The following is a 16,534-nucleotide window of genomic DNA, read 5'->3' as shown; positions in this document are numbered from 1 at the left end:
TTTAATAATCTACTATCTCCCACCTTACTGTTACATTAAATGCTTTGGTCGGGTAGATAAGTAGTTCGTGCTGTCCTTTTTCCAGACTGAAATAGTTTGAACCAAAATCTTTATATTTAGTAACATCTTTTTTATTCATAATCATTTTTTGATTATAATTATCAATAATGATTTTATCGCCTTTTTCAATAAACTCATCTACTTCAGTATCAGTCTTAGGAAATAATTCATTTGTTGATATGAAATAAGCATTAGCTCTAAATTGTTTAAACTCAATAGCGCTTTTATTTTCCCAATTGAATTGAGCGATGTAGATACTCGCTGTTCTAATAGGCTTCATGTACTTACGTGACTTATCTGTATAATGTTCAACATGTCTATTATTCATCAATTCTCTTGTCAATCCGTATCTTGCTTTTTCAGCTTTAGTAATTGTTTTTACATATTTAATAGTATTCGTTCTAAACTCCCACTTATTCCCCTCACGCTTAATTGACATATGAACAAAGTCATCTAAATAAGCATCATATTTCTGCTTAAATGAAAATACTTTATAAGGGCTACCAGTCTCATCAAATAATTTTGCGATAACCGTTAAATCATTAGTAGTGTAACTAGCATCAACTAAACCTATAGCAGCAACAAGATTACCAGCTTCATCCCACAAATGAGTAAATACTTTACCTGTCCCAAACTTGTTAACCGTCTGATTAATATCAGTTACCTTAACAATACATTTATGTTCAAAATTTTGTATGTTGCGTGAAAAAGGCTTCTTAACCGCTCCACCATTCCATCTATCAATATAGTTAGGATAAGTATTAGGATCAACACCAAAACCATAACCAGTAGAATGTATGTGAGCGCCTAACATACCACCTGTTTCATTATCAGCAAACGACATACTAGGATTTGATACATACGACCAACCAGTAGTTGTTTCTAAATCATCTCTTAATACAGATGGATTAATCTTCTTAGATTTCTTATTTGCTGTAGGAGCTTCTCCTAACATAATGTAGTCATCATTATTTTTAGCTACCATGAAATATGAAGTATCTTTTAAAGCCTTTGCTTCAATAATCGGATATAGTTCAACTGTACCAGTATTATTAATTGCTACTTGATCCTTTACAGCAATATTAGAATACTCTTCAATGCTGTATTTATAAGGATTAAGAAGTGTTATTTTGATATTAAAGTTATAGAAAGGTTGTGTATCAATAGATACTTTAAATTCTCCAGTGATATAACCTAGCCAATACCAATCCTCATCTTCAATCTGTATTGAAATTTCATCATCATAATTAAAGAAGTTAATCATTAAATCGTTTACTTCTTTTGAAGGTAAGTTATGAACATTTTGATAGACAACTGGTATTTCTAAATCAATGGTTTTTATTTTCCTATTGGTAAATACTGCTCCAGCTCTTCCAGATACTTCTACACTCTCAATATCAATCGGAAAAGAAGGAATATCAAAATCTTTACCTAGATACAAATGGTCTAGTTTTTTTTCATTTATAATAATAGTTCTCATGAACTGTAATCACCTCATCAATAAATAAAACAGTCTAAGCCAGTGAAGGCTTAAACTGTTGTTTTCTTTGCTTCATATTCTCATGATGTGAATGAGTCACTTCAGCAATAGCTCGACCATTAGCTTCAACAACTGTATATCTATCTTCTTGAATCGCTTCAATTTGTTGTTGCTGAAGTTTGAGTTGTTTATCTTGATTCTCAATCATTGTCATCATCATTTTCATTAATTCTGAATCATTATTATTCTTTCCAAGATTTACATTAGGTAAAGAATTAGGTCTATAACCTTGACCACCTTTTTCTCTAGGCATAATTTTCATAGCTGTATAAGCTAATAACTTCATAGCATCTGCTCTTCTAGCTGGGTCAAATGGTATAACTGCTTCACCTTTATTATCTTCATCAAGCCAAGCTAACTGTTTACCAAACACTAAGCCACCTGTTCTATAGCCATGTCCCTTACCAATAACTGACAATAGACTTGAGCCGTAACGTGATTTAGCATATCTCATACCAGCTATTAAATTATCTAATGGATTCATAATATTATTGTGACCAGCTAATTTAAACGCATTGAATGTAGGTGGAATGACCTGTACCAAACCTCTAGCTTCATTGCCACCTGTATTAACATCGACATATCCATGTTGTACAGCTTTAGGATTACCACCTGATTCAGATTGAATCTGACTTAACCAAGCATTTTTATAAGCGCTTGTAGTAGGTAACCCTGCTAAAGCTAATGCTTTCATAACAGTACCTGACCAGTTACCCCCACTTGCTCCAGCGGTAGTGGCTTGTTTTCTAAGGAATGGCTCTGGATCAAAGTGTTGACCGTTTTTTCTCATTTCATAGTGTAAGTGAGGACCAGTACTAAAACCAGTATCACCCGTAATCCCAAGTGCTTGTCCAACTTTAACTTTTTGTCCGTCTTTTACAAAGATTTTACTCATGTGACCATAAATAACACTTAAAGCACCTTGAACAATCTTAATCCATTTACCGTAGCCGTTAGCCATAAAAGGTGGTACATGAGCAATACCGCTATGTGTAGAACCTACTTTGTCATATACATAACTAAAATCGACACCTTCATGTGATGAGCGACCTGTTTCAGCAATATAAGCTGGATCTTTACCATAGTGATAGGAAAGCTTAGAAATATCCAAGACACCACCATCACCTGTGCCTGATTCATTAAAAGCTCCTGTAATAAATTCCATTACAGCGTTCTTAATAAGTCCAAATCCACCTTTAGCTAAATCTAAGCCAAATCCTTTTAGATTGCCAAATCCAGTTTTATCTATAACACCTTTTATCATTTTATTAACAAATTCAGTCGGTTTAGCAATCCAATCCATAACATCGCCAAAGCCATTAATAATATTTTTACCTAAGCTACCAAAGAATCCACCAACACCTGTACCTGTACTAAACTTGTAAGCTGTGCCTATCATATGTTCAGTCTCATAGTTACTGAATACTTTAGTCCCTTTTGGTGCATGGAATGTAGTTTCTTTGTTGAATAAGCTCATCTTCCCGTTAGGAAATTGAACTAACTCTCTAGTACCTTTCCAGTTGCCTTTACCTTTATCTCCGACTGTGATTAATGAATTCTGGGCTAATGCACCATTTTTAGTACCAGTACTGAATTTAGGAATTTTCCAATCAGATATTTTCTTATCAATACCTAATTTACTTGTAACAGTATTGATACCACCGATAGTACCATTTACGACACCACCAAGTTTTCCAATTAAAGAATTACCAAGAGTTTTAACACCTTGAACTGCTTTATCTTTACCATTAGAAATACCGTCTCCTAAACGCTTAGGTAAAGCTTTTGCTCCGTCGACCATATCATCAAAGCCCTCAGATATATTTTTACGCATATCTTTCATTAGACTAGATAAACCATCACGCATTTTTTCTAAACCTTTTATGACACCATCTTTAGTTTTCCCAATTGTTTTAGGAGCATAATCTAACATGTCAGAAAATGTGTCTTTGACTTTATCGTATGTATCTTTCATAACTGTTTTAAAGCCTTTGTACAAGTTAGATAAAACTTTTGCTATTGCCACTCTAGCTTTCTCAAATGATTCAGGAGCATATTTTAAAATATCAGAAAAAGTATCTTTTATTTTGTCGTAGGTGTCCTTCATGATTGATTTGAAATTTTTATATAAGTTAGACAATATCTTAGCAACTGCTGCTCTAGCTTTTTCAAGTAATTTTGGAGCAGATTCCAGAATATCGTCAAATGTATCTTTAACTTTTTTATATACAGCCTTAAAAATATCGGTGAATACTTTAGATACTTTCTTTAAAATTTCACCAATTTGCTTTAATAAAGAACTAAGTGTTTTAGATGTGTTTGTATTTAAAGAAGTCCATTTTTCAGATACAAATTTTATAATAGCCTTTATACTTTTAGAAAATACTTCAGTTATTCCCTTCCATAAAGCAGGAAAAATTTTAGTAAACGACTTAGCAAAGGCTAATCCACCTTTGATTGCTTTTCCAAAGAAAGTCAAGTTAATTCCATTCCAGATAACTTGAATTAAACCTTTAGTAATGTCCCAAATACCACTAAACATCTTCTTCCAGTTGCCAGTAAATAAACCAGCAAAGACTTTCATAATACCAGTGATAATCTTTATTGCACCTTTGATCACACCAACTACTGATTTAAATACTTCAGATACAATAATTTTAATAGCACCAAAGCCACCCTTAAAAATTGCACCCAATACTTTTAATATTGGACTTACTATTTTCATCACATTTTTTAAGGCTTGAACAATCATTTTTCCATTTTCATTCCAGAAAGTAGTTAAATATTTTCCAATATCCTTAAAAACTTTAATAACTGCTGTAGCCATTGATTTAAAAGTAGATTTAATAGTATCAACTGTTTTAGTGATTCCAACTACTAAACTAGATGGTAAAAATTTACTTAATGTAATAACACCTTGAGTACCGTTACCTTTAAATAGCTGAAAAACACCTTTAATAGTGCCAATTACTTTTTTTGCTGTGTTAGCTATACCGTTAAACGCACCATTCACTACACTCCTGAAGGTTTCACTGTTTTTATATGCTAGTGTTAATCCTGTAGCTAATAATGCTAATCCACCAACTACACCTAATACAGTTAAACTTAAAGGAGCGCCTAAAGCCATAATTGATCCTAACCCTGTTGCCATTAGTCCAATACCAACTAAGATAGGTGGTAATACTGCAACTAAAGCTCCCAATCCTAGAACTAATTTCTGTCCAAATCCACTCATATTACTAAATCTACTGCTCAAGTCTTTAGCTACACCTGACATAGATTTAAGTAGATTAACTGCAATAGGAAGTAAAGGTTTACCAATTTCAGCCATAAAGTCTTTAAATGCTGTTTTGACATTTGAGGTCTGAGTTGATAAGGTATCTGATTCTCTAGCTGCTTGACCTAATGCACCAGCTAATTTATTACCATCTTCAACCATTGCCAATAATGTTAATTGCTTCTGTGATTCAGATAAATCATTAAATGATTTCTTATACAATTCATTTGCTTTAGCATTACGTGTTGTTTCAGTTGAACTTATACCTAAAGCTGCATCATTTTCAAAGTTACCTTTAAGATATGATTGAAGTGATTCTGTTACTTCTTCTATAGACTTATCATAGAAAGCTGCACTATCAGCCGCTGCCATTGTTGCTCTGCTTGTAATATCTAAAGCTTGTTTAGTGTCTGATCCACTTGTTTTAGCAAAAGCTGCAATTTGTGTATAAGCACCTTTTAAACTGTTAGGTAATAATCCTGTCTGTTCAGCAATACTATTTAATGAACTATCAGCTTGACTTTCTAAATCACCGAATACTGTTTTAAACTGTGCATTAGCAGCCTGAGCATCTCCAGCCGCTTTAACTGAAGCAGCACCTAAACCTAATATTGGAGCAGATACTGCCATAGTCATGTTCTGACCAATACCTGTTAAGCTACCACCAATACCTTTTAATTTATCTCCAGTATTCTTAATCTGACTGTCTAATTTTCCGAATGAAGATTCTAAACGTTTATTATTAGCAATCATTTCATTCTGTTCTTTTTGTGCCTGTTGTAAAGCACCTTCTAAATCATTTAAACTAGCTTTTTCTCTATTCAGTGCAGTACGTTTAGCTTCAGCAGCTCTAATCTGTTGTTGACTAGCACCCTGTTTCTCAGCTTCTTTACGTGCTTTCTCATAAGCTTCTTCTAAACTTTGTACAGTCTTTTTCTGTACTTCAAACTTCTTGTTTAACCCTTCAGTACGTGTAGCTAGAATATCCATTTCTGATCCAGTACGTTTAACTGCTGACATATTAGCTACAAATTCAGCATTAACAGATTTCATTAAGGCTTTCATATTGTTTGCTGTTGGTCTCAGTCTTGAATCATCAATGTTAACTTCTATTGCCATACTACCTAGAGGTGTTGAACCTATTGCCATAAATAAATTTCATCTCCTTCTATATATGAAAAATCAAAAAAAATTGGAGAAACGGTTAACTAAAACCATCCCTCCAATTGATTCAATTCTTTTTGCTTCTCTTCTTTTTCTTTTCTAGCTATGATTCTGTATTCATGCTCCATCAGTTCAAAGATATTAAGCTCATCTAACTCATTCTTTTTGTAATGTTTACCGTCTTCTCTGCTTAACATGAAATCATAGAATTCAAGAAGATATTCATATTGTTGAACAAAGGAGAATGAAGTATTACTTAGTTCTCCTTCTTCGCTAAAAAATCTTTAGTTTCCGCACTATCAACTTCAGGAGAAGCGATCATAACTAATTGTTGTTCTAATACTGTCATAAAATCTTCTGAAGCAATACCAGCTAGTAATTCATCTTTAGTGAACTGTTCGTTATATACATCTACAATTAAATCTAATAAATCTTCAATCATAGAAATATCAAAGTCTTCACCAGCTTTTTCTAACTTAGCACCTAGACGCATAGCTTGCATGATATATAATGAGCTTAATTTCTTCGCTTTATATTCTTTAGTTTTACCGTTCTCTAAGTCTGTATATAATTTAATTGTTTTTGCCATTTTAAATTCAATCCTATCTGAATAATATTTGTTGTTACGTGTCTGAATAATCGTTGAATAATATAAAATAAAAAGAGTAAAGGCTACTAACCCTCTACTCTTCATGTGTTATTAAACTGTCGCTGCTTTAAATAATTTAGTATCAAACTTAGCTTTATCAAATCCAGCATCATCTGAATAAGATTTAAGTTTGTAGAAATTATCATTAATACGTGAAAGAATTTCACCTTCAAGTTTAATGGACTGAGGTTTAGCTTTATCTTCTTTAGTGTCAGCATCTTCATCTACTAATTGGAAGTTAACTTTACCTAAACCGACTAAAGCATATGTGCCATCTTCATAAGTAATTTCTGCTGAAACTGCAAAGTCATAAGTACGATCTTCTTCAGTGAAAACTAAAATACCATCTTCACCAACCGTTACACCTTGCAATTCTTTTTCTAAATCTTTCGGAAGATAAGCCAATTCAATTGAACACTTACCACCATTTTTAGAATTGATTGTAGCGATTGTTTTATTTGAAGCATATACTCGCTCTGAGCTAGATTCAGGTTGAATACTGAATTTCTGCAAAGCATCTTGTGCCGAATCAATTACTGTACCAACTGTTAAAGTATCACGATTATCTGCTGTAATTTTAGCTAAACGTAATGCACGTACCCCTGTTGGTAATTTTACTGTATTTGTAGTTGCCATTATAAATTGCTCCTTTAGTTTTAATTAAAAATTTATATAACCAGCGTATCTTCTACCATCCCTTAACATCTCTGTATCAGGATCATAGTCAAATGCTGGTGTAGTTTGCTGTAATAAGTTCTCAGCCATTATCTGTTGTATCGTTTGACCAATAATAAAAGGACTGCCATCTTCCTGTTTCATCCATACATCAATCTGGAATTCACATTGATATTGTATCTGCTTATCAGATGAATATTCTGAAGGTCTCCAGTCAATCTGATTGATTCTTACTACTGGTGATTTACTTCTTTCACCTTCAGGAATGAAAGTAGTCCAAACATTTTCAGTTGGTACTAAAGCATTGAACCGTTCATCATTTACTAATGCTTCATAAACTTCATTTAATATATCTCTAGTAAAGATTTCACTCATTTACTTCAGTGCCCCTTTCAATGTCTTCATTATCTCGTCTTTAACTTTATCTTTAGTAATTTCAATTGTATCTTTCATAAAATGCTGAGGTGATTGATTAATTGTTCCAAATTCAACAACGTGTACCCTATGCTTAATCCCTTTTGGATATCCAACTGTAATATACTTAGCATCTGTCTCTTTATCTGTTTTAACACTAGACATTACAACATGCTCTTTCATGTGTATGTTACCTTCAGAATCATAAGGTGATTGTTTTTCCAATTCTTCAACAACTATTTCAGCACCATTCTTTAATGCTTGTGCTGTAACCTTTTTAACATTTAACCCTAGTAGCTCAATCTTTTGTAGTATCTCATCAGTACCATTTACTTCTACACCTGATCTATTAGCCATAATTAACCAATCTTTTCAGCAATAATAGTCATATACGCTGAATCCTGAAAATCAGGCATAATCTGCTTAATCTTATACTGCTTATCATCATGAATAATAGAACACTTGTTCGTATCAATTTCAGTAGGTACTTGACGTGTTACAATTCTGATTTGATATTGAGTATTATTAGATACTGCTGTCTGATAATCCTTCGCCCAAACTGTATCAAAAAAAGCATATAACGTATAAAGTGTTGTCTCTTCTTTAGTAGCACGTCCACCGACATTCTTAGTAGTTGTTTCTACTATACGAATAAGCTGATTCATTCTATTTAAATCAAACTTCATTAGTATTCATCTCTCTTTGATATGCTAATCTAAGCTTTAATACAGCACTCTTAACGCCATAAATAAGATTAAATTGAGGTTTATCAGTAATCGCTTTTCTATTCTCATAGAAATGAGTCACTAGGAGTACCACTGCTCTATCATAAATAGAATTATCATAAAAGAATGATTCATCTCTCTTAGGATCAGTTGATACACTGTCTTTAATCTCAGCTTCAGCCCACTTTAAATATTCATTAATAATCTCGTCATCAAAATCAAATGTAACTTTCATGTGCTTCTTGATAGTGTCTAAGTTCATACTTATTCACCATCTTTAGCTGTTTCTTTAACTACCTTTTTAGCTCTAGGTTTACGTACTGGTTTATCTTCTTTATTGTCTTCAATAACTTCAATGAGAGATTTAGAAAAAGCTAGAATCTCATTGACCCTAGCTTGATCCATATCATATTGTTTATCTTTTTCAAACAACATGTTCTCTTTTTTACCATTGAAATTTTGAAGTACATTAATCTTAACTTTAGCCATGTACTATCCAACTCCTATTCAATTATATTTAATACTAAAGTATTACTTTATACAGTTGGAGCAAATGTAACTTTTACCGCTGCTTTAGGATTCAGTTCAATCGCATCTAAGCGTACTGCTACCATTAAACATTCTGCAAACTGCATGTAGCTTGTCCATTGAGCTTCATAGCGTGAACGATCTACTAAACCTACTGCTGCTGCCAAATCTCCAACATACATAGTATTCTCACCGATGATTGCATCTTCTACTACGGTTACCTGCATACCAAATAATTGTTTACCTGACTGAGCTGTAATTGAATCTTGAAGTAAGTAACGACCATTACCATCTTTAAGTGTATCAAGATTGTTGTAAGCTGATTGTGATACTACTAAATGTTTACGATATTTAGGAGCTAAATCGACATTAAGAATCTTTTTAAGTCCGTCCGCATCTGTTACTGATACTGCTTCCTTAGCGTTCATAATATCAAGAATCAATTTATTTTGAGTAGCTACTACTGATTCATTAAGTAATGACTTAACTAATTCGATAGCACCAATACCATCTTCAATAGCTTCTTTAGAGACTGGGAAGTAACCACGATATGTTTCAACTTTAAATTGTTTCTTTTTGATTGGTTGAATACCAAGCATTGGGTTTTGTTCTAATTCTGCAACTGCTGGTAGAGCTGGTACTGCTGTCCCATCAAAGAAAGCAATTTCACCTTGACCATTTGAAACTTTCTTAACTTGTACTAAGTTAGCAAGTGCTGTCACATCATTTGTATAATCTACAACTTCTTTAGCTACTTCAGTTGGTACAACTACTGCACCTGATTCTGTTGTAAGTCCAACACGTTTTTCACCTGTTTGAATATAGTGAGTAAACGCATCACGTACTTCTGATTGATTATCTAAAACTACTTCTTCTACTAAGTTTGTCATTGATCTTTTTTCTCCGTTCTCATTTTGAGTATTTTTATTTTTAAGCTCTTCAATTTGAGCTTCTAAATCTGCAATAATTACATCTTTGTTGTCGGCCGCTTCTTCAACAACCTCATCTTCTGGTTTAACATCTGTAGCTTCTACTGTTGTTGAATCAGCTTCTACTTCAGATCGTTCTTCATTAGCAACAAAGTTATTAGATTCATTTTTAGTTTCAACTTCAATTTGTGCTTTCAATTCATCAATCTCAGCTTGAATAGCTTTAGCTTCATTCATTAAAGACTGAGATAACTCTACATTTTCATCTGCTACAGCTTGTTCAACTTCAGCAGTCTTAGCTTCTAATTCAGCTTGTTTAGCTTCGATTGCTTGTTTGATTTCTTCTTGCGTCATAATTCAATCCTTTCTGTAATACTATTAAATAAAGTATTACTTATGATTCTTTAAATTTAATAAATCTAGTTCTACTTGAACTAAATCTAGTTGTCTCTTCTGCTTTGTCTCTTCTAAACTTCTAAGTGCAATACTTACATCACTTGATTTATATGCTGGAAGTGAAACAATACTGATTTCTCTGATACGTTTGATAGCTTTAATAGTACGTTTGTATATACTATCCTTGCTGTCATATCTCATCTCTTCGCCATTTTCAGCTAATGTAAATTCAAAACTACATTGATTGATATTATTAGCTTTAATCTGCTCATATACATCACGTCCTAAAGTAGTGTTAGGTAATTTAGCTTTAAATCTAAGTCCTACTTCATCTACTTCTAGGTCTAATGTCTGTGCTGATTGTCTGCCTAATACGTTTGACCAATCATGATTGAAAAGTAAGCGTACATCATCTAATTCAGTATTCTTCAAAGCTTCAGGTGTAATCGTTTCAATAAATCGTCCTAAATCCTCGCTCCAAGTGTTAAATCTTAAAGCATAGCCTTCAACGATCATCTCATTTACATCTTCTAGCTTTCTAACTTCTAGTCCTGTACCAAGTGTTCTAATTTCTTTACTCATTAGTCATTTCACCACCTTTAGAGGTAGCTTTATTTAGCTGATACTCATTAGCAATTTCACTGTCTACATAATTTAGATTAGTAATATATTGAGTACCAATTTCATTACCAAGTGGTTTAAGTCCAAGTCTTGCTCTACCTTCATCAACATTAATGAAGCCTAGTTCACGTTCAATCTTCAAATTCTCATGAAGCTGCTTAGTATCAATATTGGTATAATCATCTGTATTAAAATCAAACTCTACTTCAATCTGTTCATCCAGTTTGTATAATTCAGACAGAATAATATCTAAATAAGCTTTTAATGTACTAATTAGATAATCTTGATTTAATTGTGCTAAGTCCATATTGCTAGTAGATAATCCCATCTTGTGCAGTGGAATCCCTAGCACTGAAGCAATTGTTGCTTTAGAACTATTGTTGCTGTTAATCATCTTGATAAGCTCTGTATCAACTTTAATAGCATCATAATCTAAGCCATTTGGTAGTATCATTACTTTGTTAGCATTACTCATACCAGCATTAACTTGTTGAAACTGATCTTGAAGAATCTTCACATCTTCAGGAGATAAATCTTCATCTGTCTTAATCATGCCACCAGAATGTGTACCATGTCTGAAAAATGAATCTAAAAATTGTTTACTATTCTTACTGACGCTTAACTCATTCTGTAATGCTTTTAATAATGACTGTCCTACGATTCCATCGGTACTCATCAACTTATAATGAAGCATGTCGTTTGATTTAACTTTTTTGATTGATTTACTATCTAAGCTTTTCACTTCATAAATAATCTCTTTGACTCTAAAGCTATCTCTCATCTTCTTGATTGTTACATCGCTATTCCGAATAAAGTAAAGCTCAATCGCTCTACCTGCTTCATTCCTAACAATTTCTACATAACTGTTACCGTAAATAATCAAATTCAATATAATAGCAAATTTTAAATTGTAAGCTGTCATAGTCGCATTAGGTCTTACATTCAATAGTTTAAGCAAGTCTTTATCTGCTTCAATATCTTTACTAGTTAGTCTAAGTCCGGCTACATCAGATGCAATCATATTAACTGCACTCATTACATCAGCATTAGTTAATACATCTAATCCGCTAAAATATGTGTCATTCCAGTCATTAACAGATGCTAAATTAAGCATATTAACTACATGCTCTGTCGAATCAGGAATAAATGGTTGCTCAACTGTAATATTTCTCTTGAAAAAACTCATGTTTGCCTCCTTCCTTCATTATTGAAAGCCTAAAAAAGACAAAAAAAGAGACAGTCATCCATCTCTTTTCTATACTATATATTTACAAATATTCTATTTTATTACTTACTATTAGTACCTAGTACTAATTTTTCACTAGAAATGCTAGTAAAATTAGATATAATCCACTGCCTAAAATAAATATTTGTATTCCAAACGTTGATAATGCTCCAAATAACAGTAGTGAGCCTAGTAAAAATAGTGTTACGTGCCTAAAATCAATCAATAAAAAAACGATTAACATATTTACTATGCTAACCGTCTGAAACCATATCAATTGAACTATTGATTTAATTGTATTAAATGTTGTCATAGTATTTGAATACCTCTTCCATTCTTAATTTTTTCTGATAACGATTGTTTAGGAGATTTATAATATTGTGCTTCAGTATAAGCGTTCATCAACGCTACAATAGAATCAATCTTATTACGTGCCTTAGTCTTATTTATTAATATATTATCATTCACTGTCTTGATTACAGCGTTTCTTACAGCTATATTAAGTAGCTCATTATTGCTATGAACGACTTTAGATTGTAATACATCATATCTAAACTGTTTAATCGTTTCAGACAGTCCCATCATACTCTGTGCTACTTCAATTAACTTAAAATGAGGACAACGTTTATTCATATCTGTAATCCATTCATTAGCTAAGTTTCTATCATAGAAGACACCTTTAATATTTAACTGATTATCAGTAGCATATTTGATAATGAAGTCTGTAATCTGTTGATAGTCAATTACACCTGAATCTGAGTTAGTTAATGTACCATAACCTAAATCAATCAGTTTATTATAATCAATCTTATCTCTAGTACTTTTCAACTCTATTGATCCTTCATACCCAAAGAATCCATGAGTATCTACCCAAACCTTATTATTATCAATAGCATGAGCCATACTTACTGCTGATATATCATGTAATCTACTCAAATCTACACCAATCCATGTATCTGTTCCTGTAATATCAGGCTTGTTTATTACATTCTGTTCCCACTTCTTAATACTTACAAATGCATCATCTAAATCAGAATTGTTCTGCCATAGATTAAAGTTTTTAATCTTGATAGCAGTCATCTTACCTTTTTCACGTTGCTCTTTAATATCTGTCTTGATATTCCTAAGAATAATATCACGCTTTGATTCAGATTCAAGTAATGGCATAGCTTTAATCCATTTACTCTCATCTTCCATCTCACGTTCATTATCTAATTCAGCACAATATACAAAATAGTTATCATCTTGTATTTCACCGTTTAATAGCTTAGTGATATATTGATATTCTTCTGCATACATAGGATTATTGAGGTTTGATCCAGCAGTGGAAACAATCAATGTCAATGGATTAGACTGTTGACTCATACCTGTTTTCAATCGTTCATACATAACTGTATCTTTCATTTCACCAAACTCATCAAGAATAATACAAGATGGATTAGTACCATCTGCACTGTCTGGCGAATTTGTGAGAGCTTTGATGATTGATTCATCCTTGAGATATTTAATTTCTTTATCTAACGTCTTAATATTCTTAGCTAGATACTTACTTGATTTCTTCAATAGATTAATCTGACTGGTAGCCATTTCAAATATAATTCTCGATTGCTTATAAGCATTACTACTTATGTATATTTCACGCTGTCGCTCAGGTGATGTACCAAATAACATTTCATATTGTGCTATGCCTGCTGAAGTCATACTTTTCGATTGTTTCCTTGCTGTGCTTATATATGCTTTAGTGAATCTTCTCATGTTTGTACCTTCGTGTACCCAGCCATATAGTGACCCATACACAAAATATTGAAATAGTAGCAAAGGTAAAGGTACACCACTTTTAATATCTGGTAGTGTACCTAAATAACGTGCTACTTTATCTGCTAAGTCTTGTCTATACTCATAGCCTTCAATACCATTCTCTAAATCATTTAAGTGTCGCTTACAGCTAGCTATATTCTTCTTACTAGCTAGTATCTCACCGCTAACGACTTTATAAGCATATAATGTAGCTTTATCAGTTTTAATCAATTCATCTATATCATATTTAATCAAACATCATCACTTCCAAATGCTTTCAAGAATTCATCTTCGTCATCAACTGCTTTATCAGGTACAAGTCTCATTCTTGATTCCATTGTTAAGCCTATGAGTGAAGCATGTGATTTAATCTCTTTATAATAGTTTGATAGCTGATTCCGTTTGGTGGTTAACTGTTTATCTAATGCAATATTCAAATTCTTAGATTCAAGTGATTCAGTTACTTCTGTCTGCAATAGATTAATCTCATATTTAAGTTGCTGTGATGTCGCTACCAAGTCACAATATTGTACAAATACCTGTTGATCCAAATTTGATAGTGGTAATGTTTCGAGTAATTTATAGACTCTTTTATATTCTTTTTTGCCTTCTTTTGTGAGTGAAGAAGGAGGTGTAGCAGATAGTGATTCAAATGAATCTAACTTTTTCTCTGCCGCTTCTTTCGCTTCTATTTCTGCTTTAGTCCAGTTCTTTGAAGTATTTGATAGTGGTTGTGCTTTACGTCCTGCTGTCATGTAAATAGGACTCCTTTCGTTTTATAATATTTTGGGAATAATATGGTAATTGTTGGCAATAATTGAAATTTCGTTTTATATAGGGACATTTGAAAAAGAAGACGGGGCATCGTCAAATCCATTCAAAATATATTAAGGCTAAAACTCATCGGGGGGTTTCATGTGAAACAAATTATTATTTATTTTTACAATTATTTACAAATAAATTTTTAATTTTAATTTTCTCATAATAAAAAAGAGAAACGTTTGTTCGCTTCTCTAATTGATATATACATTTATAGTGTTATTTGTTATATAATTAATTAATAACATTATTTGGAGCATACATGAATATTAAACATTTAAATGGCTTTACCATTCCATTCCTTATCACTGCTTTTGTACAAGCTCTTAGCTATATAGTACTTACGATTTCGTTTGAAGTTAAAGCTATTAACTCTTTTGCAATCTTTGCTATTCCACTAATAGTTACTTATGCTGCTGATAATTTATATTCTTTTCTTTCGTTTAGATTTAGATTATCTAATGAAATTATCCTTAAAGAACAAAATGATATTAAACTTATAAATGTTCTGATTATACTTGCATCTATAATATATTCATTCTTTAATTTAGGTTTAGATATCAATTTCAAAAAACTCTTTATTATATTAATGTGGTTAATGTTTGGAAGTTTCATGTACTTACAATTAATTACTCGTTTTTTGAATTTAGTTAACTCAAAATCAAAAGAGAAAGCAGATGATTAAATGTTCTTTTCTAACTTCACTATATCTGATTGGCTCTCTTTATTAGGAATAATAATTCCACTAATAGTTACAGGTATAGTCGGACTCATTAAATATCTTTTAAAATTAAAAAACGAGCAAAAGAAATTAATAGTTATAATTAAAAATAAACCATATTTAACAAAAGAAGTTTTCGGAATAAAAAATACTCTACCAGATCTTTCATCTACATATGGAATATTTTTCATTTCAGAGTTTGATATTCATAATACTTCTAGCACTGACTTAACACTTTCAGATATTGATTTAAAAATAAATGATAAAACACTTTCTCAAGTTTCAAGATCAGCTTTTTATGATGATTATGCTTATTCATATAATGAAATTTATACAAAACCATATACAACCTTGTATAAAGATAACAAATTTGAAAAAGTTTTTATAGTCAAGGCAAACTCTAAAAACACCTTATCAGTCGCTGTTCCTATTGATCCGTTATTTAAAAATCCACTATTTAACGTTCTTGAAGATAAAGTTACATTACATTTCAAAGTTACTTCATCAAAGATAAAAGAATTTAATTACACATTTAGTGTTGATGAAATATTAGATGAACCTATAGATAATCACAGTTTACCAAAACCAATTACTAAAATTATCGAGAGCTAACAATTAGCTCTTTTTTATTTTGCTAAATAATCAGCATAAGTTTTCATCTTGCTCACTCTATCCTTAAACTCTATCTACTAAATATACTCTATCATCTAACACTACTCTTAATAGTAATCCTTCACTTGTATCAATCACATAATCATTAGCAACTGCTTTATCATATTCTTTACTCAACTCTTCAATATTATATTTCATCTAATCATTCTCCTTATTAATACTGATCCAAATATCCATTCAGCATTTCTTTCTTGTAATATTCAAACAGTTCATCATACTCTTCATCTGATATAGCTTCATCACTATGTAGCTCTTCTATCAAATGTTTAATGCGTTGTATCTGTTCTTTATTTAATTCTTGCAACTTGTTCACCTACTTCAA

Annotated in this window: 19 protein-coding genes; 2 read left to right on the top strand and 17 right to left on the bottom strand. The window is 31.9% G+C overall.

The window, feature by feature from the left end; all coding sequences use genetic code 11:
• Position 1 precedes the first annotated feature (1 nt).
• The 15 genes from ERX40_RS02545 to ERX40_RS02480 all read right to left on the bottom strand — a co-directional run bounded on the left by ERX40_RS02545 (position 2) and on the right by ERX40_RS02480 (position 14,755).
• Entirely contained in the window at positions 2-1,540 is a 1,539-nt protein-coding gene (locus ERX40_RS02545; RefSeq protein WP_133416930.1) for a distal tail protein Dit, read from the bottom strand.
• Between the two features lie 34 nt (positions 1,541-1,574).
• Positions 1,575-6,026 carry a peptidoglycan DD-metalloendopeptidase family protein gene (locus ERX40_RS11540; RefSeq protein WP_133416929.1) on the bottom strand — a complete coding sequence of 1,484 codons (4,452 nt, stop codon included), beginning with the start codon at positions 6,024-6,026 and terminating at the stop codon, positions 1,575-1,577.
• 59 nt (positions 6,027-6,085) lie between these two features.
• Positions 6,086-6,238, bottom strand: a complete 153-nt coding sequence (locus ERX40_RS11180) for a hypothetical protein (RefSeq protein ID WP_165980631.1) — start codon at positions 6,236-6,238, stop codon at positions 6,086-6,088.
• Between the two features lie 59 nt (positions 6,239-6,297).
• On the bottom strand, positions 6,298-6,630 hold the full coding sequence (gene gpG / locus ERX40_RS02535) for a phage tail assembly chaperone G (protein ID WP_133416928.1): 333 nt from the start codon (positions 6,628-6,630) through the stop codon (positions 6,298-6,300).
• Between the two features lie 111 nt (positions 6,631-6,741).
• Positions 6,742-7,326, bottom strand: coding sequence for a major tail protein (locus ERX40_RS02530; RefSeq protein ID WP_133416927.1), 585 nt, complete (start codon positions 7,324-7,326; stop codon positions 6,742-6,744).
• Between the two features lie 24 nt (positions 7,327-7,350).
• Positions 7,351-7,740, bottom strand: a complete 390-nt coding sequence (locus ERX40_RS02525; protein ID WP_133416926.1) for a DUF3168 domain-containing protein — start codon at positions 7,738-7,740, stop codon at positions 7,351-7,353.
• Positions 7,741-8,136 carry an HK97-gp10 family putative phage morphogenesis protein gene (locus tag ERX40_RS02520; RefSeq protein ID WP_133416925.1) on the bottom strand — a complete coding sequence of 132 codons (396 nt, stop codon included), beginning with the start codon at positions 8,134-8,136 and terminating at the stop codon, positions 7,741-7,743.
• A gap of 2 nt (positions 8,137-8,138) precedes the next feature.
• Positions 8,139-8,465, bottom strand: a complete 327-nt coding sequence (locus tag ERX40_RS02515; protein ID WP_133416924.1) for a phage head completion protein — start codon at positions 8,463-8,465, stop codon at positions 8,139-8,141.
• On the bottom strand, positions 8,455-8,766 hold the full coding sequence (locus ERX40_RS02510; protein ID WP_133416923.1) for a head-tail connector protein: 312 nt from the start codon (positions 8,764-8,766) through the stop codon (positions 8,455-8,457). Before ERX40_RS02510 ends, ERX40_RS02515 begins: the two co-directional genes overlap by 11 nt.
• A 2-nt stretch (positions 8,767-8,768) precedes the next feature.
• Complete coding sequence (locus ERX40_RS02505) at positions 8,769-8,993, bottom strand: hypothetical protein (protein WP_133416922.1); 225 nt, start codon at positions 8,991-8,993, stop codon at positions 8,769-8,771.
• Between the two features lie 47 nt (positions 8,994-9,040).
• Positions 9,041-10,315, bottom strand: a complete 1,275-nt coding sequence (locus ERX40_RS02500; RefSeq protein WP_133416921.1) for a phage major capsid protein — start codon at positions 10,313-10,315, stop codon at positions 9,041-9,043.
• 36 nt (positions 10,316-10,351) lie between these two features.
• On the bottom strand, positions 10,352-10,939 hold the full coding sequence (locus ERX40_RS02495) for an HK97 family phage prohead protease (RefSeq protein ID WP_133416920.1): 588 nt from the start codon (positions 10,937-10,939) through the stop codon (positions 10,352-10,354).
• Positions 10,932-12,164, bottom strand: a complete 1,233-nt coding sequence (locus tag ERX40_RS02490; protein WP_133416919.1) for a phage portal protein — start codon at positions 12,162-12,164, stop codon at positions 10,932-10,934. The genes ERX40_RS02495 and ERX40_RS02490 overlap by 8 nt, the downstream gene beginning before the upstream one ends.
• 348 nt (positions 12,165-12,512) lie before the next feature.
• The gene (locus tag ERX40_RS02485; protein ID WP_243712896.1) at positions 12,513-14,255 is read right to left on the bottom strand and encodes a terminase large subunit; all 1,743 of its coding nucleotides are present in this window, start codon (positions 14,253-14,255) and stop codon (positions 12,513-12,515) included.
• Positions 14,252-14,755 (bottom strand): P27 family phage terminase small subunit, encoded by a 504-nt coding sequence (locus ERX40_RS02480; RefSeq protein ID WP_133416918.1) that lies wholly within the window; start codon positions 14,753-14,755, stop codon positions 14,252-14,254. Before ERX40_RS02480 ends, ERX40_RS02485 begins: the two co-directional genes overlap by 4 nt.
• A 326-nt stretch (positions 14,756-15,081) precedes the next feature.
• Here ERX40_RS02480 and ERX40_RS02475 point away from each other — a divergent pair, with 326 nt between their 5' ends.
• The gene (locus tag ERX40_RS02475) at positions 15,082-15,504 is read left to right on the top strand and encodes a hypothetical protein (protein WP_133416917.1); all 423 of its coding nucleotides are present in this window, start codon (positions 15,082-15,084) and stop codon (positions 15,502-15,504) included.
• A complete protein-coding gene (locus tag ERX40_RS02470; protein ID WP_133416916.1) occupies positions 15,505-16,152 on the top strand; it encodes a hypothetical protein in 648 nt (215 codons plus the stop codon).
• Between the two features lie 63 nt (positions 16,153-16,215).
• Here ERX40_RS02470 and ERX40_RS11535 read toward each other — a convergent pair whose 3' ends face one another.
• Positions 16,216-16,350 (bottom strand): hypothetical protein, encoded by a 135-nt coding sequence (locus ERX40_RS11535; RefSeq protein ID WP_279487830.1) that lies wholly within the window; start codon positions 16,348-16,350, stop codon positions 16,216-16,218.
• A gap of 16 nt (positions 16,351-16,366) precedes the next feature.
• Positions 16,367-16,525, bottom strand: a complete 159-nt coding sequence (locus ERX40_RS11175; protein WP_165980629.1) for a hypothetical protein — start codon at positions 16,523-16,525, stop codon at positions 16,367-16,369.
• Between the last annotated feature and the right edge of the window lie 9 nt (positions 16,526-16,534).

Origin of the sequence: Macrococcus carouselicus (assembly GCF_004359515.1) — a bacterium.
Taxonomy (GTDB): domain Bacteria; phylum Bacillota; class Bacilli; order Staphylococcales; family Staphylococcaceae; genus Macrococcus; species Macrococcus carouselicus.
Note: the sequence above shows the minus strand (reverse complement) of the source record. Positions and strands in the feature narration are given on the sequence as shown.